We start from the raw sequence: 18,114 nt of genomic DNA on the forward strand, positions 1-18,114 counted from the left end.
GATTTCGTGTCGTGAAGCGCCCATCGCGTGGACGCTCCTGGTGGTCAAGCTGTGGGCCCCGAGTTCTCGACCAGAGCCGCCACGGCGCCCAGGTCGAGCGGCCCCTCGACTCGAAGGGCCCGACCGAACGCCTTGCGGCGAGTCGCGAGCTCCAGGCACCGGGTCGTGGGGTGCAGGTGCGCCCCTCGCCCCGGCAGCGTGCCGTGCGGATCAGGTGTCACGACCGTGATCGTGGGCTCCTGAACTGCGACGACGCGCACCAGAGTGGTCTTGTCCGCACGCTGCCTGCAACCGATGCATGTCCGGACGACCTCGACCAGTCTACCCGTTTCGCGAAGCGGTCGCGCCACAGCCTCAGGCGCCTTCGGTGCGGGGCGCCTCGGTGTCCGAGCGGATGTCGATGCGCCACCCCGTGAGCTTGGCGGCGAGGCGGGCGTTCTGGCCCTCCTTGCCGATCGCGAGCGACAGCTGGAAGTCGGGTACGACGACGCGTGCCGAGCGCGTCGCCTGGTCGACCAGCGTCACGCCCTTGACCTGCGACGGCGACAGGGCGTGCGCGATGAATTCCGCGGGATCGTCGCTGTAGTCGACGATGTCGATCTTCTCGCCGTGCAGCTCGTGCATCACGTTGCGCACGCGCTGGCCCATGGGGCCGATGCACGCGCCCTTGGCGTTGACGCCGGGCACGTTGGCGCGCACCGCGATCTTGCTGCGGTGACCGGCCTCGCGGGCGATCGCGACGATCTCGACCGAGCCGTCGGCGATCTCCGGCGCCTCGAGGGCGAACAGCAGCTTGACGAGGTTGGGGTGCGTCCGCGAGACCTTGACCCGCGGACCGCGCAGGCCCTTCTCGACCTCGTAGACGTACGCCTTGAGGCGCTCGCCATGGGCGTACTTCTCCTCGGGCACCCGCTCGGACGCCACGAGGATCGCCTCGATGCGGCCGAGGTCGAGCGCGACGTCGCCGGGACGGCTCTGCTGGATGACGCCGGAGACGATGTCGCCGACCTTGCCGGCGAACTCGCCGTACTTGGACTCGTCCTCGGCGTCGCGGATGCGCTGCATGATGAGCTGGCGGGCGATCGTCGCGGCGAACCGGCCGAAGTCGTCCGGCGTGTCGTCGAACTCCTCGGTGAACTGCGGCGCAGGCCGCTCCTGCGGCTCCTCGCCCTCGGCGGGCTCCGGCAGCGGCTCGGCCTCGAGGCGCTCCTTGGCCCACACGGTCACGTGCCCGCTCTTGCGGTCGAGCTCGACCCGCGCGTGCGGGTGGGAGCCACCGGTCTTGTGGTACGCGGAGAGCAGTGCGGTCTCGATCGCCTCGACGACGACGTCGAAAGAGATGTCCTTCTCGTGCTCGAGGGCGCGCAATGCGGCCATGTCGATGTCCATCAGGCGTCCTTCCTGTTCAGCTCGGTTTGCACGAGCGCGGTGGTGATCTGGTCGTAGGTGAGGCGTTGGCTGGTGGTGCGGCCCTCGATCACGACGCCGTGGTCGTCGCTCTCGCCGATGCGGCCGTCGATCGACGAGTCGTCGGTGAGCCGCAGGCGTACGAGCCGGCCCGCGTTGCGACGCCAGTGGCGGGGCGCGGTGAGGGGGCGGTCGACGCCGCGCGACGTGACCTCGAGGGTGTAGGGCTGCGAACCCATCACGTCGGACGCGTCGAGCTCCTCCGACAGCGCCCGGGTGGCGTCGGTGATGTGGTCGATGCCGACACCGCCGTCACGGTCGAGCGCGATGCGCAGGACCCGCTTGTTGCCGGCCGGAGTGAGCTCGATCGCCTCGAGGTCGAGCCCGAGCGCCGAGACACATTCCTCCACGAGAGTCGCGAGTCGTTCGTCCATGGCTCGTCCTCCAGTGTTCACTTGTGATTCGGCTGTCGTCGGCACCGGCATCAGTGTCGGGTCCACCCTACCGAACGAGCGGCCCTCCGGTGAACGTGACGAGTCGGCTAGCCTGCCGTGGTGATCAGCCGACGCGCGCTCCTGGGGACCGGTGCAGCCACCGTGGCGGTCGCCGCGGGTCTCGGTGGCGCAGCCCTCGGCCACCGCCTCGACGACCTCGCGCGCTCCGTGGGCATCGAGCCGCACCAGGAGCCCGATCCTGCCGACGACCGGCTCATCGCGCGGGTCGCCACCGACCAGAACACGCTGCTCGCGCAGGTCGAGGCCGCCGCGGTCAAGCACCCCAAGCTCGGGCTCGGCCCGTTCGTCGCGATCAGCACCGCGCACGCCAAGGCTGTCGGCGTCTCAGCGGTCGTCCCTGACATCGCCCCTCCACCGGCGAACCGCGCCAAGGCCGTCGACGAGCTGGTCGCCGCGTACGCAGCGGCGTCGAAGCAGCGCGCGGCCGACTCGGTCAGGGCGGCCTCACCGGCGCTCGTCCGCGTCCTGGCGTCGATGTCGGCCGGCCTGGCCCAGTGCGCGCACGAGATCGGTGGGCTGCGATGACGTCGACCGAGACCCTGCAGGACTGGCTCGCGCTGGAGCACGAGGCGGTGTGGCTCTACCCCGTCATCGGCGCCAGGTACGGCGCACTGGCCGAGCGGGCGCGCAGGTCGTACGACGATCACGGCACCGTGCGAGACGGCCTGCTCACGCGCCTGCACCAGCTCAAGGTCGAGCCGGTCCCGCCCGCCCTGTCGTACGACGTGGGGCGCGTGCGCACCAAGGGCCGAGCGGTCGCCGCCGCTCGACAGCTCGAGCGCGACATCGCCGCGGTGTGCCTGACGCTCGTCGGCGACAGCACGGACGAGCTACGGACGTACGCGACGCGGGGGCTCCGCCGTGCGGCACTCGCCGAGCTGGCGTGGGACGGCCGCCCCGACGCGTTCCCCGGCCTCCCCTAGTCCCCGAGATGTGGATGCTGCTGCACCACGCTGGGTCCCTGCCTGGTGCAGCTCGATCCGAATCTCGGTGACTCAGTCGCGGAGGTGGGCGATGAGGTCGGCCAGCGCGACGTCGGTGCGTTCGCCGGTGGCCCGGTCCTTGACCTCGACGACGCCGTCGACGAAGCCCTTGCCGACCACGACGATCGTGGGCACGCCGATCAGCTCGGCATCCTTGAACTTGACGCCGGGCGAGACCTTGCCGAGGCGGTCGTCGAACAGCACGTCGATGCCTTCACCGATGAGGTCCTGGTAGACCTGCTCGGCTCCGGCGACGACTGCCTCGTCCTTGCCGGCCACGATCAGGTGCACGTCGAACGGCGACAGCTCCTTGGGCCAGATGAGGCCGAGGTCGTCGTGGGCGTACTCGGCGACAGCCGCGACCGCACGGGAGACACCCACGCCGTAGGAGCCCATCGTCACGGTGACGAGCTTGCCGTTCTCGTCGAGCACCTTGAGGCCGAGCGCCTCGGCGTACAGGCGGCCGAGCTGGAAGATGTGGCCCATCTCGATGCCGCGGGCGAGCTCGAGCGGACCCGAGCCGTCAGGCGCCGGGTCGCCCGGACGGATCTCGGCCGCCTCGATCGTGCCGTCCGCGGTGAAGTCGCGTCCCGCGACGAGGTCGATGACGTGCGAGCCCTCGACGTTGGCGCCGGTGACCCAGCGCGTGCCGTCGACGACGCGGGGGTCGACGAGGTAGCGGATGCCGGACTCGCTCTCGGCACCCAGCGCAGCCGGGCCGATGTAGCCCTTGACCAGCGCGGGGTTGGCGGCGAAGTCCTTGTCCTCGAACGGCTCGACCTCGGCCGGCGTGACGACGGCCTCCAGGCGCTTGGCGTCGACTTCACGGTCTCCGGGCAGCCCGATCGCGAGCGGCTCGCGGGTGCCGTCGGGGTGCCGAAGGATCACGAGCACGTTCTTGAGCGTGTCGGCCGCCGTCCACGGGCGGTCGTCACGGGGGAACGCCTCGTTGAGGTGCGCGACCAGCGTGTCGATCGTGGGCGTGCCGGGGGTCTGCTCCGCATGCGCGGCAGGCAGGCCGTCGTACGAGATGGCGTCGGGCACGACGGTCGTGACGGCCTCGACGTTGGCGGCGTAGCCACCGGGCGAGCGTACGAAGGTGTCCTCGCCGGTCTCGGAGACGGCGAGGAACTCCTCGCTCGCCGAGCCGCCCATCGCGCCGGACTGCGCGTGCACGATGACGTACTCGAAGCCCAGCCGGTCGAAGATGCGGACGTACGCCTCGCGGTGCGCCTGGTAGGACGCAGCCAGGCCGGCATCGTCGACGTCGAACGAGTAGGAGTCCTTCATGATGAACTCACGACCGCGCAGGATGCCCGCACGGGGACGCGCCTCGTCGCGGTACTTCGTCTGGATCTGGTAGAGGCTGAGCGGCAGGTCCTTGTAGGACGAGTAGAGGTCCTTGACCAGCAGCGTGAAGAACTCCTCGTGCGTGGGGCCGAGCATCATGTCGTTGCCCTTGCGGTCCTTGAGGCGGAACACGTTGGGGCCGTAGTCGGTCCAGCGGCCCGACGCCTCATAGGGCTCGCGGGGCAGCAGCGCCGGGAAGCGCACCTCCTGCGAGCCGATCGACTCCATCTCCTCGCGGATGATCTTCTCGACCTTGGCCAGCACCTTGAGGCCGAGCGGCAGCCAGGAGTAGATGCCGGGGGCCACGCGGCGGACGTAGCCGGCGCGCACCAGGAGCTTGTGGCTCGGCACCTCGGCGTCGGCCGGATCGTCGCGGAGGGTACGCAGGAAGAGCCGGGACATTCGCATGATGACGACCTTATTCGGTCGGCCTCACGTCAGCTTCGGGCGGCCTTCATCGCGATGCGGATCATCGGCAGCTGCAGCGGGAGGCGCAGCACGGTGCCGAGCGTGAACCACCACGGCCTGCGTGAGTCACGGGCCGCGTCGAGCGACATCTGCACGTTGGCCGGGAGCACCGCCACGAGCAGTGCCGCCGAACCCAGCCCACCCAGGCGGCGCCCGCGGGGATGCAGCAGCATCCCGGCCAGGGCGAGCTCTGCCGCGCCGGACACCTGCACGAGCTCGCGCTTGCGTGGCAGCGGCTTGGGCACGATCGCCTCGTACATGCGAGGCGTCACGAAGTGGAGCACACCGGACACTGCGAAGATGCCGGCCAGGACCTTGATGTCACGACTCATGCTGCGAGCGTAGTGGCGCGTGAGAGTGCCGGCCGGTCGAGTCTCAGAGCAGGATCGAGGCGAACGTCGCCGTCTGCTCGAAACCCACCCGCTCATAGGCGCGACGTGCCGCGGTGTTGTGGTCGTTGACGTAGAGCGTGACCCGTGGCGCGACCGTCGCCCGGGCTTGCTGCACGACTGCCGCCAGCGCGGGCGCGGCGATGCCCTGGCCCCGCAGGTCCGGCCTGACGTAGACGCCCTGGATCTGGCAGGCGTACGGCGTCGCGGCGCCGACCTCGGCCTTGAACAGCACATCGCCGTCCTCGATGATCGCGAACGCCCAGCCCTGCGAGATCAGCTGGGCGACGCGGGCGCGATAGCCGCTGCGGTTGCCGATCTCGGGGTCGACACCGACCTCCTCGGTGAACATCGCGACGCAGGCTGGATAGACCGTGTCGAACTCGTCGAGCACGACGGGGCGTACGCGCGGGTCAGGGCGCAGGTGGCTGTCGTGCTCCAGCACCATGAACGGCTGGTCGAGGCGCGGTGAGCGGGCCGGGCCCCAGTGCGGCTCGAGGAGCTTCCACATCGGCAGCACGGCGTCGCGAGGTCCGACGATCGACGACGGGCGTACGTTGTCGGTGATCGCCTGCCCGGCGAACGCCTCGACAGCCGCCGGCGTCGCCTGTGCCGGTACGACGTTGGCACCGGCATGGCACGCCGACACGAGAGCGCCGTCCTCGAAGTAGCCCCAGACCTGCCCGCCGAGCCAGCGGGTCTGCAGCTTGGTGGCGTCGACGCGGTTGCGGATGAACAGGTTGACCAACGGGTCACGGTCGAGCAGGGCGTTGAGCTCAGGGAGGTCGGACGTCGTCAGCGCACGGACGTGCGTCGTCGTCTTGAGCACAGCGCCTCCCTGGGTGGTGCCACCAGCCTACGACGGACCCGGGGCGGACGCCCGCGGCACACCGATCAGCTGACGGTGACGGCCGGTGAGCCGCCCTCGACGGGCTCCATGCCCTCGGCGATGCGCATGGCTTCCTCGATCAGCGTCTCGACGATCTTGGACTCCGGCACGGTCTTGATGACCTCGCCCTTGACGAAGATCTGGCCCTTGCCGTTGCCGGACGCGACACCGAGGTCGGCCTCCCGGGCCTCCCCCGGTCCGTTGACGACGCAGCCCATGACGGCAACGCGAAGCGGCACCTCCATGCCTTCGAGGCCTGCGGTGACCTCCTCGGCGAGCGTGTAGACGTCGACCTGGGCGCGACCGCACGACGGGCACGACACGATCTCGAGCTTGCGCTCACGCAGGTTGAGCGACTGCAGGATCTGGAGGCCGACCTTGACCTCCTCGACCGGCGGCGCCGAGAGCGAGACCCGGATCGTGTCGCCGATGCCCTGGCTCAGCAATGCGCCGAATGCCGTGGCGCTCTTGATCGTGCCCTGGAATGCCGGTCCGGCCTCGGTGACGCCGAGGTGCAACGGCCAGTCGCCACGCTGCGAGAGCTGCTCGTAGGCCTGCACCATCACGACGGGGTCGTTGTGCTTGACCGAGATCTTGAAGTCGTGGAAGTCGTGCTCCTCGAACAGCGACGCCTCCCACACGGCCGACTCGACGAGCGCCTCGGCGGTCGCCTTGCCGTACTTGTCGTAGATGCGCTTGTCGAGCGAGCCGGCGTTGACGCCGATGCGGATCGAGACGCCGGCATCCTTGGCGGCGCGGGCGATCGCGCCGACCTGGTCGTCGAACTTGCGGATGTTGCCGGGGTTGACGCGTACGGCGGCACAGCCGGCGTCGATCGCGGCGAAGACGTACTTGGGCTGGAAGTGGATGTCGGCGATGACGGGGATGTTGGAGTGCTTGGCGATCTCCGGCAGCGCGTCGGCGTCGTCCTGGCTCGGGCAGGCCACCCGCACGATGTCGCAGCCGGCCGCGGTGAGCTCGGCGATCTGCTGCAGCGTCGTGTTGACGTCGGACGTCAGCGTCGTGGTCATCGACTGCACCGAGATGGGCGCGTCACCGCCGACGTCGACCGTGCCGACCTTGATCTTGCGGGTCTTGCGGCGCGGCGCCAGCACCGGAGGCGGCATGGCGGGAAGTCCGAGATCAGTCATCTTTTCAGCTCAGTTTCACGGGGTTGACGATGTCGGCGTAGATCAGGATCACACTCATCAGCATAAGGAGGGCACCCACGGCGTAGGCGACCGGCAACATCTTGGCGACGTCGACGTATCCGGGGTCGGGCTGGCCACGCAGCCGGGCGATCGCGCGGCGTACGGCCTCGTAGAGCGCACCGGCGATGTGGCCGCCGTCGAGGGGCAGCAACGGGATGAAGTTGAACAGCGCGAGGAACAGGTTGAGCCCGGCGAGCAGCACGAGGACGCGTTGCACCCGCTCGCCCCACGTCGGGTCGTCGACCGTGACCATCTCACCGGCGACGCGGCTGGCCCCGACGACGCTGATCGGCCCGTCGGCGTCGCGCTTGCCGCCGAACGCGGCCTTGGTCACGTCGACCATGCGCTGCGGCAGGTGGACGATCGCGGTGGCCGTGCCCTTGACGTACGTGCCCATGGTCGACGCGACGTAGCCCGGGCCCTGCCGGACGTACGTCTCGGTGGGTGCGACGCCCAGGAAGCCCACGTCGACGGTCTTGGTCGGGTCGTTGACGTCGGCCCGCGCCAGCACCGAGGTGGCGACGCTGACCTCGCGGGGCTTGCCGGCGCGCTCGAAGCCGATGTCGGCCTCACGGGAGCCGTTGGCGCGGATCAGCGTCGTCAGCTCGTCCCACGACGAGACCCGGTGCCCGTTGAACGAGGTGATCCGGTCGCCCGGGAGCAGCCCGGCCTTCTTGGCGGGCGTGATCGGGTCCTTGGACGTGCACGTGCGGCCGGCCTCGGCGTCGCTGATGGCGCAGTCGGACACGGTCTGGACCGTCGTCGACGGCTTGAGCGCGCCGAAGCCCATGAACACGATCGTGAACAGCACGATCGCGATGAGGACGTTGACCATCGGGCCGCCGGCCATGACGATCAGCTTCTGCCACCACGGCTTGCGGTAGAACAGCCGGTCGAGGTCCTTGTCGTCGACGTGCTCGTACTCGGCGTTGCGGGCGTCGGAGATCAGCTGGGTGAACAGGCCCGTGTTGGTCTTGCGCACCTCGTGCGGGTCGGCGTCCTTGGCCGGCGGCAGCATGCCGACGAGCTTGACGTAGCCGCCGAGCGGGATCGACTTGATGCCGTACTCGGTCTCGCCGCGCTTGACCGACCACACGGTGTTGCCGAATCCGACGAAGAACTGGGTGACCTTGATGCCGAACTTCTTGGCCGGATACATGTGGCCGAGCTCGTGCAGGCCGATCGAGACCGCGACGCCGATGATGAATCCCACGACACCGAGGGTGTAGATCAGCGCGTTCATCGTTTCTCCACCAGCTCCGCGGCCCGGGTGCGGGCCCATGCATCGGCGCCGAGCACGCCGTCGAGGGTCAGGTCCTGGCGGGCGACGTCCGGTTCGCCGAGATGCTCCTCCAGGACGATGCCCACCGTGTCCACTATGCCGAGGAAGTCCAAGTCGCCGCTGACGAATGCGTCGACGCACACCTCGTTGGCGGCGTTGAACACGGCAGGGCCCGTGCGCCCGAAGGTGCCGGCCTTGCGAGCGAGGCTGACAGCCGGGAACGCCTCGTCGTCGAGTGGGAAGAACTCCCAGGTTGCCGGCTGCGTCCAGTCGCACCCTGCGGCGGCGTCGGGCACGCGGTCGGGCCAGGCCAGCCCGAGGGCGATCGGCAGCTTCATGTCGGGCGGCGACGCCTGGACCATCGTGGCGCCGTCGATGAACTCGACCATCGAGTGGACGATCGACGGCGGGNGCCCCTTGTTGACCAGCGTTGCCGAGTTGATCGTGATGACCGGGCCCATGTCCCACGTCGGGTGCGCCATCGCCTCGGCGGGCGTGACGTCGGCGAGCTCCGCGCGCGTACGTCCACGGAACGGGCCACCGCTCGCCGTGACGATGAGCCTGCGGACCTCGTCACGCCGTTCCCCCCGCATCGCTTGGGCGAGGGCCGAGTGCTCGGAGTCGACCGGCACGAGCTGGCCGGGCTTGGCGGCGCCGATCACGAGCTCTCCGCCGATGATCAGCGACTCCTTGTTGGCGAGCGCGAGGGTCGTGCCGGCCTCGAGCGCGGCCAGGGTCGGGAGCAGTCCGACGGCGCCCGTCATCCCGTTGAGCACCACGTCGCACTCGATGCGAGCCACGTCGACCGCTGCGTCGGGCCCAGCGATCAGGCGCGGCACGCGGTGGTCGCCCTGGGCGTACCCGTTGCGCTGGGCCTCGGCGTAGAGCGCGAGCTGGACGTCCTCCGCCGCGCTCGCCTTGGCGACGGCCACGAGGGGCACGTCGAACGCGATCGCCTGCTCGGCGAGCAGTCGCGGGTTGCTGCCGCCGGCTGCGAGCGCGACGACCTCGAACCGTTCGGGGTTGGCGGCGATGACCTCGAGGGCCTGGGTCCCGATGGATCCTGTCGAGCCGAGAACGGCGACACGCTTGCGCATCCGACCATTGTCCCCGATGCACCTGCGGTGACCTAGGCCGGACATGCAGGATGGCGACCTCCTCGCAAGGAAGTCGCCATCCTGGGTGAGCCCCGGAGCGGCGGCAGACGAGGGATGTCCTGTCGCCGCGCCCCCTCCGCTCCGGGAGTTCGGTTACTTGACCTCGGACTTGAGGACCGCCATGACGCCCAGGGTCAGCGGGATGATGAACCAGATCAGGCTCGAGGTGCCGATCTGGGCCCACTGCTCACCGCTCGGACCACCGTCGAAGAGCGGGGTCTGCGCGTCGTTGAAGTCGATCCACGGCTGGATCTTCTCGAACCAGTCCTGGGTCGCCGCCAGGAACCCGAAGATGCCGGGGATGACGAACGAGTACACGAAGTAGGCGACGATCGCACCGGCGGAGTTGCGGATCAGCACACCGAGCATGAAGCCGACCATCAGGCCGAGAATGTTGGCCAGGACGATGTAGAGCATGTCGGCGAGCGACACGTCCCACGTGGTGTCGACACCGTTGAGCGCGGAGCCGATGACGTTGCCGAGCGCGCCGACCGCGAACGAGAAGATCATCGAGACGACCGCGACGAGGATCGCCGCGATGGCCTTGGCGAGGATGACCTGCCCGCGGTGCGGCAGCAGCGTGAACGTGATGAGTCCCGTCCGCTGGCTCCACTCCCCTGTCACCGACAAGATCGCGACGACCGGGAGCAGGATCGCGAACGGCACGCCGATCGCGGTGCCGAACACCGAGTACTCGAGGTTGTCGTTGGGCACGAAGATGATGCAGGCGATCGTGGCGATCGTCGCAACGATGCCGATGCTCATCATCAGCCAGAACCCTGAACGAGTGTCGAACATCTTGCGGAGCTCGACCTTGACGAGGCGGCTCAGCGGAATTGCGGGCCTGGTCGTGTCGATCGTGGCGACTGCGGTGCTCATGACTGTGCTCCTTCAGGAGTGATCTCTTCGCGTTGGGTGTCCGAGGTCAGCTCGAGGAACATCTCCTCGAGTCCGGCGCCCTCGGCGGGCCGCAGCTCGACCAGGGCAACTCCCGCGGACGCGGCTGCCTTGCCGACCTGCTCAGGCGTGGCTTCCGAACGAAGCCCGCCATCGCCGGAGGGAGATGCCGTGATGCCCGCCGAGGTCAGCGCGTTGGCGAGAGCCGACATGTCGCCGGCCTTCACGAACGTGCCGGCGGTCTGCAGCAGCTCTGCCTTGGTGCCTTGCGCCACGATGCGGCCGTTGCCGATGACGATGATCTCGTCGGCGATGACCTCGATCTCGTGCAGCAGGTGAGACGACAGCAGCACGGTGCCGCCACGGTTGGCGTACTCCCGAAGCAGGCTGCGCATCCAGTGGATGCCGGCCGGGTCGAGGCCGTTGGCCGGCTCGTCGAGGATCAGGATCTTCGGGTCGCCCAGCAGCGCGTTGGCGATGCCGAGCCGCTGGCGCATGCCGAGCGAGTAGTTGCGTACGCGACGCTTCGACTCCTCAGGCGTCAGGCTGACGAGCTTGAGCATGTCGTCGACGCGTGACATCGGCAGGCCCATCGTCAGCGCGCTGAGCGTGAGGATCTCTCGGCCGGTGCGGCCGGCGTGCTGTGCCGAGGCGTCCAGGAGGACGCCGATCTGGGTACCGGGGTTGGGGATGTCTTGGTACAGGACGCCGCCGACCCGCGCTTCACCGGCGGACGCGGGCGTGAGCCCGGCCATGATGCGCATCGTGGTCGACTTGCCGGCACCGTTCGGGCCGAGGAAGCCCGTGACGGCTCCTGGTCGGCACTCGAACGAGACATTGTCGACGGCCTTGAAGCCGCCGTACGTCTTGGTGAGTCCTTCAACTGTGATCATGACACCCAGTCTGCCCGCGGGAAGGGGCACAAACATCGGTCGAGCGACCATTGATCGCTAGCCGAAAGTATGAGAAGGGCGAGCCGATAGACCGTCGTGGCTCCCGCNCCGACTACCAACCACCGCTCCGCTGGTGGAACCACGCGTGGCGCTACGTCCTCGTCCTGACGATCTCCGGCACAGCGTGGTTCGAGATCGCGTACTGGCAGTGGGACCACCATCGCCTGTGGTTCTGGAGCGACCTCGGCCTCGGGCTCGCGGGTCTCGTCGCCGTGCACTGGCGCCGCCGTCTCCCCGTCGCCGTTGCCGTGCTCACCAATGTCGCCTCGTTCGTGTCATGGTCGTCCGCCGGGCCGGGCACGCTCGCCCTCGTCTCGCTGTCCACCCGTCGGCGGTGGCGCGAGATCATCCCGATCGGCCTGCTCGCGATCGCCGCAAGCCTGATCGCCGAGAACAACAACCCGGTCAGCGACGACGTCCTGGCGTTCACGATCCCGTTCATCGTCGCTGTCGTCGGCGTCTCGGTCGGCTGGGGCATGTACATCGGCTCACGCCGCGAGCTGCTCGCCACGCTGCGCGAACGCGCCCGTACCGCCGAGTCGGAGCAGTCAGCACGCGTCGCCCAGGCGCGTACGGCCGAGCGTGGCCGCATCGCGCGCGAGATGCACGACGTCCTCGCGCACCGCATCTCGCTCGTCACGATGCATGCCGGTGCGCTGACCTATCGCGAGGACCTCACGGCTGAGGAGATGCGCGCGACTGCGGCGGTGATCCAGGAGAGCTCGCACCAAGCGCTGGTGGAGCTGCGCGACGTCCTCGGCATCCTCCGAGACGACGCCGGCGATGCCGGTCCCGAGCGCCCGCAACCGTCTGCCGTCGACGTGCCGGCCCTGCTCGACGAAGCGCGGGCGACCGGCATGCGGATCGAGACCGAGGAGCTCGTCGCGCTCGACGGCATACCCGAGACCCTCGGACGTACGCTCTATCGCGTCGTGCAGGAGAGCCTCACGAATGCCCGCAAGCACGCGCCCAACACGCTCGTCACGGTGTCGGTGACCGGCAGCCCGTGGGCCGGGCTGACGATCGTGGTGGCCAACCCGCTCGAGGTCGGCTCGAGCCGAGTCGCGGTCCCGGAGTCGGGGCTCGGCCTCATCGGTCTCGCCGAGCGCACGGCCCTGGTCGGCGGCAAGCTGACGCACCGGATCACCCCGGGGCGCGAGTTCGTCGTCGAGGCATGGCTACCGTGGCCGGCATGACGACACGGGTGCTGCTGGCCGACGACGATCCACTCGTCCGGGCTGGTCTGGCACTGATCCTCGGTGGCTCCGACACCATCAGCGTCGTCGGCGAAGCGGCCAACGGCCAGGAGGCTGTCGACACCGTGCGGTCGGGCGGAATCGACGTCGTGCTGATGGACATCCGGATGCCGGTGCTCGACGGCATCGCGGCCACGGCCGCCGTGCTCGAGCTGCCGGATCCTCCCAAGGTCATTGTGCTCACGACGTTCGACGCCGACGAGTACGTCGTACGGGCACTCGCTGCGGGTGCGAACGGGTTCCTCCTCAAGGACACACCGCCGGCCGAGATCGTCGCGGCGATCGGCAAGGTGATCGACGGCGAGCCCATGCTGTCGCCCACGATCACCCAGCAGCTCATCCGTCAGGTGACGGACGCTGCGCCCGGACACCGCGACGATGCCGCAGCGGTGTCGCGGGTCGCCTGCCTCACCGAACGCGAGCGCGAGGTGGCGATCGCCGTGGGTGGCGGCTCGTCGAACGCCGAGATCGCCGCCGATCTCCACATGAGCATCGCCACGGTCAAGGCGCACATCTCGCACATCTTCACCAAGCTCGACGCGACCAACCGGGTGCAGGTCGCCATCGCGATGCACGACGCCGGCCTGCTCTAACGCGTACGCACGCCGACTTTTGAAGCGTTGCGCATGTTCTGCGGCTCAAGTACCTGCGCAACGCTTCAAAAGTTGGCCGTCGACGTCAGGAGTGGGCGGCGTTGAACGCCTCGATCACCTTGGACGGCGCTCGGCGGTTGTCGCTGACCTGGTGGCCGTTGGCTCGCGCCCATTCACGGAGGTCGTGGATCGTGTAGCCGTCCATGATCGCGACGCCGGCGCCGCCCCGCCCACGGCTGCTGCGCGGCGCGTAGGTGTCACGGACCTCCTCGGCCCCGTCCAGGAGGTTGCGGAGGAAGTCGTCGACAGCCTTCTTGGACTCGTCTGACAGGTAGAGCTCGTACGTCCGGCCGTTGATCCGATAGCGCTCCGGAGGCGTGTCGGGGTGCAGCTCCTTGCCGTCGTAGTCGTCGATCACCGTCACGATCGGCTCGGGGACGATCTCGCGCTTGGGCATACGTTCTCCTTCGGCTGGACGCGGTCAGGATAGTCCAGCCCACGCCTGCGCGATCGGGATGTCGTGCTGCAGCACGTTGACGGCGGCCCGGTGACCCGAGGCCATCGCCGCCGTCACGGTCGCCGGGTCGTCCGTCCATGTCGCCTCGCCCGCGATGTGCAGGACGCCGCCGATCGGGGTCGCCAGATCGTCGTGGTCGGCTGTCGTGGAGCCCACCGTCATGTACGCGTAGGAGCCGCGTGCGAACGGATCGCCCTGCCAGTCGGTGGTGTGGACCTCGACCGGCTCCTCCACCCGATCGCCGTACAGCCGTCGAAGCTGCGCGAGGACCGACTCGACGATCTTCGACTGCTTCCACCCGCGCGTCGCCACGGCCGCAGGCCCGGCCGCGAACGTCAGGAGCGTCGGTTCGCCGTGCAGCGACGTGAGGTCGTACCAGGAGTGCCACCACGCCCCCTCGGGACCCTGTTGGCGTACGACGTAGACGTCCTCGTCCCAGAACCGGGTCCGGAACCGCAGGAAGACCTTCTCGAAGGCGTTCATCTCAAGGCGGCCCAGCGCCCCGGCCACCGGCTCAGGCAGCGGAGGCTCGATGACCAGGTCGGCGCTGCGCAGCACCCCCACCGGCACCGTCAGGATGACGCACCGGCTCGACATCTCGGTCCCGTCGACGGTGACGACCACGCCGTCCGACCCCCAGCGCACGTGCGACACGACGTGCTCGAGGCGAATGTCGAGCCCGGCCGCGAGGCCTTCGGGGAGGCGATCGTAGCCGTCAGGGAACACCACCTCGTCGCCGTCGATCACGTCGTCGTCGAGACCGTGGGCCGCGAGGTCCTCGCTCGCCACCCCGTACTGCTCCTCTGAGCGGTGCCGGAGGTACTCGCGCACGCGCTCGCTGCGGGCCCCGTCCCACCCCAGCGACGCGACCACGTTCTCGCACACGTCGGCGTACGACGCTTCCGCCTCGGAGGCGGCGATGACCTCGGGCAGCAGGGAGTCGACCGTGTGGATGTCGTCGACGAAGCGCCGAGCCGCGGCGTCCGGCAGGCGCACGCCGTCCGGACCGAAGTAGGCGATCGGACGACCGTCGGGCTGGTAGCCGCCCACCGTGAACTCGTGCATCCGCATCCCGAACGCCGTCGCAGCCGCTGCGACCGGGCTGTCGGCGGTCCCATGGATCCACGAGGCGCCGAGATCCGTGGCACGCCCGTCACGTCGGTCGGTCCACACGCGGCCGCCGACCCGGTCACGGGCCTCCAGGACGACCACGCGTCTGCCCTCGCGTGACAGCAGCCGGGCGGCCGTCAGCCCTGCCACGCCGGCGCCGACCACGATGACGTCGTGGTGCTCCACCATCGTCCGACCCCGGCCCTAGGCGTCCAGGTTGGTCATGACGTGCTTGATGCGGGTGTAGTCCTCGAGCCCGTACATCGACAGGTCCTTGCCGTAGCCGGAGTGCTTGAAGCCGCCGTGGGGCATCTCCGCGACGATCGGGATGTGCGTGTTGATCCAGACGCAGCCGAAGTCGAGGCGCCGGGCCATGCGCATCGCCCGGCCGTGGTCCTTCGTCCACACCGACGACGACAGGCCGTAGTCGACACCGTTGGCCCACCGCACGGCCTCGTCCTCGTCGCTGAACTGCTGGACCGTGATGACCGGGCCGAAGATCTCGTCCTGGCTGGCGTGGTCGTCCTGCCGCAGGCCCGAGAGCACGGTCGGCTCGAAGAAGTAGCCCTCGCCGAGCGCCGTCATCCGCGAGCCGCCGGTCTCGAGCCGCGCGTGGTCAGGCAGGGAGTCGATGAACTCCTTGACGTGGGCGAGCTGGTTGGCGTTGTTGACCGGACCCAGGTCGACGTCGTCGTCGGGCATGCCGACCCTGGTGCCGCGAGCGGCCTCGGTCAGCGCCGCCGTGAAGTCGGCTGCCACCCGCGGATGGACCAGGACGCGCGTCGCCGCGGTGCAGTCCTGCCCGGCGTTGAAGTAGCCGGCACCGGCGATGCCCTCCGCGGCGGCTGCCAGATCGGCATCGTCGAACACGACGACAGGAGCCTTGCCACCGAGCTCCAGGTGCGGCTTCTTGAGGTCGGCGGCTGCCGCAGCGGCGACCTCCATGCCGGCGCGTACGGACCCGGTGATCGCGACCATCTGCGGCGTCGGGTGCGTCACCAGGGCCCGGCCGGTGTCACGGTCGCCGCAGACGACGTTGAAGACGCCCGGCGGGAAGAACTCCTGGGCGATCTCGGCCAGCAGCGTCGTGGACGCCGGCGTCGTGTCGCTGGGCTTCAGGACGATCGTGTTGCCGGCAGCCAGGGCGGGCGCGATCTTCCAGATCGCCATGACGAACGGGTAGTTCCACGGCGTCACCTGGGCCACGACCCCGATCGGCTCGCGGCGAATCATCGAGGTGTGGCCACGCAGGTACTCCCCTGCCGACTTGCCCTCCAGCACCCGCGCCGCACCGGCGTAGAACGTCATGGCGTCCAAGGCCTGGCCGAGGATCTCCTCGGTCAGGGTCAGCGCCTTGGGCTTGCCGGTGTCGCGTGACTCGACGTCAACGATCTCGTGAGCCCGGTCCTCGATGGCCCGGGCGAGCTGGTGCAGCATCTTCGACCGCTCGTACGGTGTCGTGTCCCGCCACGTCTCGAACGCCGTCGCGGCGGCTCCGAACGCACGATCGACGTCCTCCGCGCCGGACAGCGGCGCCGAGGCATACACCTGACCGGTCGACGGATCGATGACGTCGTACGTCGCGCCGCTCACCGCCGGGACGAGTGCTCCGTTGATGACGTTGGTGATCGCTCGGTCCATGGGCTCCATCCAACCTCAATCTCCCGCGAGAGGCAACGGAATCCGAAGCAAACAGCAGATCACACGACGAATTCCCTTGTCTTTGTGACCAGCATCTTGCGATCATGGCTGCATGAGCTACTCCGACGAGGAATACACCCGACTGCAGAAGGCCGGCAAGCGCCACCTGTGGATGCACTTCTCCCGCCACGGGAGCTACGACGATGCCCACGACATCCCGATCATCACCAAGGGCGACGGCATGTACGTGTGGGATGCCAAGGGGCGCAAGTACCTCGACGGGCTCGCCGGGCTGTTCGTCGTCCAGGCCGGGCACGGCCGCCAGGAGCTGGCCGAGGCCGCCGCGAAGCAGGCCGCCGAGCTGTCGTTCTTCCCCATCTGGACGTTCGCACACCCCAACGCGATCGAGCTCGCCGAGCGCATCGCGGCATACGCGCCCGGCGACCTCAACCGGGTGTTCTTCACGACGGGCGGCGGCGAGGCGGTCGAGACCGCGTGGAAGGCCGCGAAGCAGTACTTCAAGCTCACGGGAAAGCCGCTCAAGACCAAGGTCATCAGCCGCCAGATCGCCTATCACGGGACCCCGCACGGCGCGCTCTCGATCACCGGCATCCCGGCGCTCAAGCAGATGTTCGAGCCCCTCGTGCCGTCGACCGTGCACGTGCCCAACACGAACTTCTACCGCGCGCCCGAGCACGGCGACAACCTCGACGACTTCAGCATCTGGGCGGCCGACCAGATCGAGCACGCGATCCTCGCCGAGGGTCCCGACACGGTCGCCGCGGTGTTCCTCGAGCCGGTGCAGAACGCCGGTGGCTGCTTCCCGCCCCCGCCCGGCTACTTCCAGCGCGTACGCGAGATCTGCGACCGGCACGACGTCCTGCTCGTCTCGGACGAGGTCATCTGCGCGTTCGGCCGGCTCGGCGAGATGTTCGGCGCCACCCGGTACGACTACGTGCCCGACATGATCACGTGCGCCAAGGGCCTCACGTCCGGCTACTCCCCCCTCGGCGCGATGATCGCGACCGACCGGGTCATGGAGCCGTTCCTGCAGGGTGACAACAGCTTCGCCCACGGCTACACGTTCGGCGGGCACCCCGTGTCGACTGCCGTCGCGATGGCGAACCTGGACATCTTCGAGCGGGAGAAGCTCAACGAGAACGTCCGCAACAACGAGGCCGCGTTCCGGGCGACGCTCGAGAAGCTCCTCGACCTCGACATCGTCGGCGACGTCCGCGGCGACGGCTTCTTCTACGGCATCGAGCTGGTCAAGGACAAGGCGACCAAGGAGACGTTCGACGACGACGAGTCGGAGCGCCTGCTGCGCGGGTTCCTGTCCAAGGCGCTGTTCGAGAACGGCCTCTACTGCCGCGCCGACGACCGCGGCGACCCCGTCATCCAGCTCTCGCCGCCGATCATCGCCGATCAGAGCCACTTCGACGAGATGGAGTCGATCCTGCGATCGGTGCTGACCGAGGCTCAGGGTCACCTCTGAC

General features: G+C 69.0%; 18 protein-coding genes and 2 pseudogenes. 5 read left to right on the forward strand and 15 right to left on the reverse strand.

Annotated features, from left to right (window positions below; genetic code table 11):
* Positions 1-44: 44 nt before the first annotated feature.
* From ASC61_RS19510 to rimP, 3 genes are read right to left on the reverse strand one after another with little or no spacing between them, the layout of a single operon-like run.
* Positions 45-350, reverse strand: a complete 306-nt coding sequence (locus ASC61_RS19510) for a YlxR family protein (RefSeq protein WP_082530775.1) — start codon at positions 348-350, stop codon at positions 45-47.
* A gap of 4 nt (positions 351-354) precedes the next feature.
* Positions 355-1,389 (reverse strand): transcription termination factor NusA, encoded by a 1,035-nt coding sequence (nusA, locus tag ASC61_RS18935; protein ID WP_056214904.1) that lies wholly within the window; start codon positions 1,387-1,389, stop codon positions 355-357.
* A complete protein-coding gene (gene rimP, locus ASC61_RS18940; RefSeq protein WP_082530776.1) occupies positions 1,389-1,841 on the reverse strand; it encodes a ribosome maturation factor RimP in 453 nt (150 codons plus the stop codon). The genes nusA and rimP overlap by 1 nt, the downstream gene beginning before the upstream one ends.
* 120 nt (positions 1,842-1,961) lie before the next feature.
* On the opposite strand from rimP, the gene ASC61_RS18945 reads away from it, so the two are divergent.
* On the forward strand, positions 1,962-2,447 hold the full coding sequence (locus tag ASC61_RS18945) for a hypothetical protein (protein ID WP_157439565.1): 486 nt from the start codon (positions 1,962-1,964) through the stop codon (positions 2,445-2,447).
* The gene (locus ASC61_RS18950) at positions 2,444-2,845 is read left to right on the forward strand and encodes a DUF4439 domain-containing protein (RefSeq protein WP_056214918.1); all 402 of its coding nucleotides are present in this window, start codon (positions 2,444-2,446) and stop codon (positions 2,843-2,845) included. Before ASC61_RS18945 ends, ASC61_RS18950 begins: the two co-directional genes overlap by 4 nt.
* 72 nt (positions 2,846-2,917) lie before the next feature.
* Here ASC61_RS18950 and ASC61_RS18955 read toward each other — a convergent pair whose 3' ends face one another.
* The 9 genes and pseudogenes from ASC61_RS18955 to ASC61_RS18990 form a co-directional block, all read right to left on the reverse strand.
* Positions 2,918-4,657, reverse strand: coding sequence for a proline--tRNA ligase (locus tag ASC61_RS18955; RefSeq protein WP_200935561.1), 1,740 nt, complete (start codon positions 4,655-4,657; stop codon positions 2,918-2,920).
* A 35-nt stretch (positions 4,658-4,692) separates the two neighbouring features.
* The gene (locus tag ASC61_RS18960) at positions 4,693-5,055 is read right to left on the reverse strand and encodes a DoxX family protein (protein ID WP_056214924.1); all 363 of its coding nucleotides are present in this window, start codon (positions 5,053-5,055) and stop codon (positions 4,693-4,695) included.
* Positions 5,056-5,098: 43 nt separating this feature from the next.
* A complete protein-coding gene (locus ASC61_RS18965; protein WP_056214927.1) occupies positions 5,099-5,941 on the reverse strand; it encodes a GNAT family N-acetyltransferase in 843 nt (280 codons plus the stop codon).
* Between the two features lie 65 nt (positions 5,942-6,006).
* Entirely contained in the window at positions 6,007-7,152 is a 1,146-nt protein-coding gene (gene ispG / locus ASC61_RS18970; protein ID WP_056214930.1) for a flavodoxin-dependent (E)-4-hydroxy-3-methylbut-2-enyl-diphosphate synthase, read from the reverse strand.
* A 4-nt stretch (positions 7,153-7,156) separates the two neighbouring features.
* Positions 7,157-8,455 (reverse strand): M50 family metallopeptidase, encoded by a 1,299-nt coding sequence (locus tag ASC61_RS18975; protein ID WP_056214939.1) that lies wholly within the window; start codon positions 8,453-8,455, stop codon positions 7,157-7,159.
* Positions 8,452-8,905: pseudogene (locus ASC61_RS20320) on the reverse strand (1-deoxy-D-xylulose-5-phosphate reductoisomerase); the annotation flags it as partial. The gene ASC61_RS18975 and the pseudogene ASC61_RS20320, both read right to left, overlap by 4 nt.
* 1 nt (position 8,906) lies before the next feature.
* Positions 8,907-9,591: pseudogene (locus ASC61_RS20325) on the reverse strand (1-deoxy-D-xylulose-5-phosphate reductoisomerase); the annotation flags it as partial.
* A 153-nt stretch (positions 9,592-9,744) separates the two neighbouring features.
* Positions 9,745-10,530 carry an ABC transporter permease gene (locus ASC61_RS18985; protein ID WP_056214945.1) on the reverse strand — a complete coding sequence of 262 codons (786 nt, stop codon included), beginning with the start codon at positions 10,528-10,530 and terminating at the stop codon, positions 9,745-9,747.
* Positions 10,527-11,441 (reverse strand): ABC transporter ATP-binding protein, encoded by a 915-nt coding sequence (locus tag ASC61_RS18990; protein ID WP_056214948.1) that lies wholly within the window; start codon positions 11,439-11,441, stop codon positions 10,527-10,529. Before ASC61_RS18990 ends, ASC61_RS18985 begins: the two co-directional genes overlap by 4 nt.
* Before the next feature lie 536 nt (positions 11,442-11,977).
* Between ASC61_RS18990 and ASC61_RS20330 the strand changes: the two genes are divergently transcribed.
* Together ASC61_RS20330 and ASC61_RS19000 are read left to right on the forward strand one after the other, a co-directional pair.
* Complete coding sequence (locus ASC61_RS20330) at positions 11,978-12,697, forward strand: sensor histidine kinase (RefSeq protein WP_268750633.1); 720 nt, start codon at positions 11,978-11,980, stop codon at positions 12,695-12,697.
* Entirely contained in the window at positions 12,694-13,350 is a 657-nt protein-coding gene (locus ASC61_RS19000; RefSeq protein WP_056215946.1) for a response regulator transcription factor, read from the forward strand. Before ASC61_RS20330 ends, ASC61_RS19000 begins: the two co-directional genes overlap by 4 nt.
* A gap of 85 nt (positions 13,351-13,435) precedes the next feature.
* On the opposite strand, the gene ASC61_RS19005 is transcribed toward ASC61_RS19000, so the two are convergent.
* The 3 genes from ASC61_RS19005 to ASC61_RS19015 are packed head-to-tail and all read right to left on the reverse strand — an operon-like array spanning position 13,436 to position 16,618.
* The gene (locus tag ASC61_RS19005; RefSeq protein ID WP_056214951.1) at positions 13,436-13,807 is read right to left on the reverse strand and encodes an Lsr2 family DNA-binding protein; all 372 of its coding nucleotides are present in this window, start codon (positions 13,805-13,807) and stop codon (positions 13,436-13,438) included.
* 24 nt (positions 13,808-13,831) lie between these two features.
* Entirely contained in the window at positions 13,832-15,166 is a 1,335-nt protein-coding gene (locus ASC61_RS19010) for a flavin monoamine oxidase family protein (RefSeq protein WP_327019497.1), read from the reverse strand.
* Positions 15,167-15,181: 15 nt separating this feature from the next.
* Complete coding sequence (locus tag ASC61_RS19015) at positions 15,182-16,618, reverse strand: gamma-aminobutyraldehyde dehydrogenase (RefSeq protein ID WP_157439566.1); 1,437 nt, start codon at positions 16,616-16,618, stop codon at positions 15,182-15,184.
* Between the two features lie 112 nt (positions 16,619-16,730).
* Here ASC61_RS19015 and ASC61_RS19020 point away from each other — a divergent pair, with 112 nt between their 5' ends.
* Entirely contained in the window at positions 16,731-18,113 is a 1,383-nt protein-coding gene (locus tag ASC61_RS19020; RefSeq protein ID WP_056214957.1) for an aspartate aminotransferase family protein, read from the forward strand.
* Position 18,114 lies beyond the last annotated feature (1 nt).

This window comes from Aeromicrobium sp. Root344 (genome assembly GCF_001425755.1).
In the GTDB taxonomy this organism is placed as follows: domain Bacteria; phylum Actinomycetota; class Actinomycetes; order Propionibacteriales; family Nocardioidaceae; genus Aeromicrobium.

Coding starts and splice junctions, on each gene's coding strand:
- ASC61_RS18955 (WP_200935561.1), bottom strand. CDS start 4,657: ATGTCCCGGCTCTTCCTGCGTACCCTCCGCGACGATCCGGCCGACGCC.
- ASC61_RS18985 (WP_056214945.1), bottom strand. CDS start 10,530: ATGAGCACCGCAGTCGCCACGATCGACACGACCAGGCCCGCAATTCCG.
- ASC61_RS18975 (WP_056214939.1), bottom strand. CDS start 8,455: ATGAACGCGCTGATCTACACCCTCGGTGTCGTGGGATTCATCATCGGC.
- ASC61_RS18960 (WP_056214924.1), bottom strand. CDS start 5,055: ATGAGTCGTGACATCAAGGTCCTGGCCGGCATCTTCGCAGTGTCCGGT.
- ASC61_RS19015 (WP_157439566.1), bottom strand. CDS start 16,618: ATGGACCGAGCGATCACCAACGTCATCAACGGAGCACTCGTCCCGGCG.
- ASC61_RS19005 (WP_056214951.1), bottom strand. CDS start 13,807: ATGCCCAAGCGCGAGATCGTCCCCGAGCCGATCGTGACGGTGATCGAC.
- ASC61_RS18990 (WP_056214948.1), bottom strand. CDS start 11,441: ATGATCACAGTTGAAGGACTCACCAAGACGTACGGCGGCTTCAAGGCC.
- ASC61_RS19020 (WP_056214957.1), top strand. CDS start 16,731: ATGAGCTACTCCGACGAGGAATACACCCGACTGCAGAAGGCCGGCAAG.
- ispG (WP_056214930.1), bottom strand. CDS start 7,152: ATGACTGATCTCGGACTTCCCGCCATGCCGCCTCCGGTGCTGGCGCCG.
- rimP (WP_082530776.1), bottom strand. CDS start 1,841: ATGGACGAACGACTCGCGACTCTCGTGGAGGAATGTGTCTCGGCGCTC.
- ASC61_RS19010 (WP_327019497.1), bottom strand. CDS start 15,166: ATGGTGGAGCACCACGACGTCATCGTGGTCGGCGCCGGCGTGGCAGGG.
- ASC61_RS19000 (WP_056215946.1), top strand. CDS start 12,694: ATGACGACACGGGTGCTGCTGGCCGACGACGATCCACTCGTCCGGGCT.
- ASC61_RS20330 (WP_268750633.1), top strand. CDS start 11,978: ATGTACATCGGCTCACGCCGCGAGCTGCTCGCCACGCTGCGCGAACGC.
- ASC61_RS18950 (WP_056214918.1), top strand. CDS start 2,444: ATGACGTCGACCGAGACCCTGCAGGACTGGCTCGCGCTGGAGCACGAG.
- nusA (WP_056214904.1), bottom strand. CDS start 1,389: ATGGACATCGACATGGCCGCATTGCGCGCCCTCGAGCACGAGAAGGAC.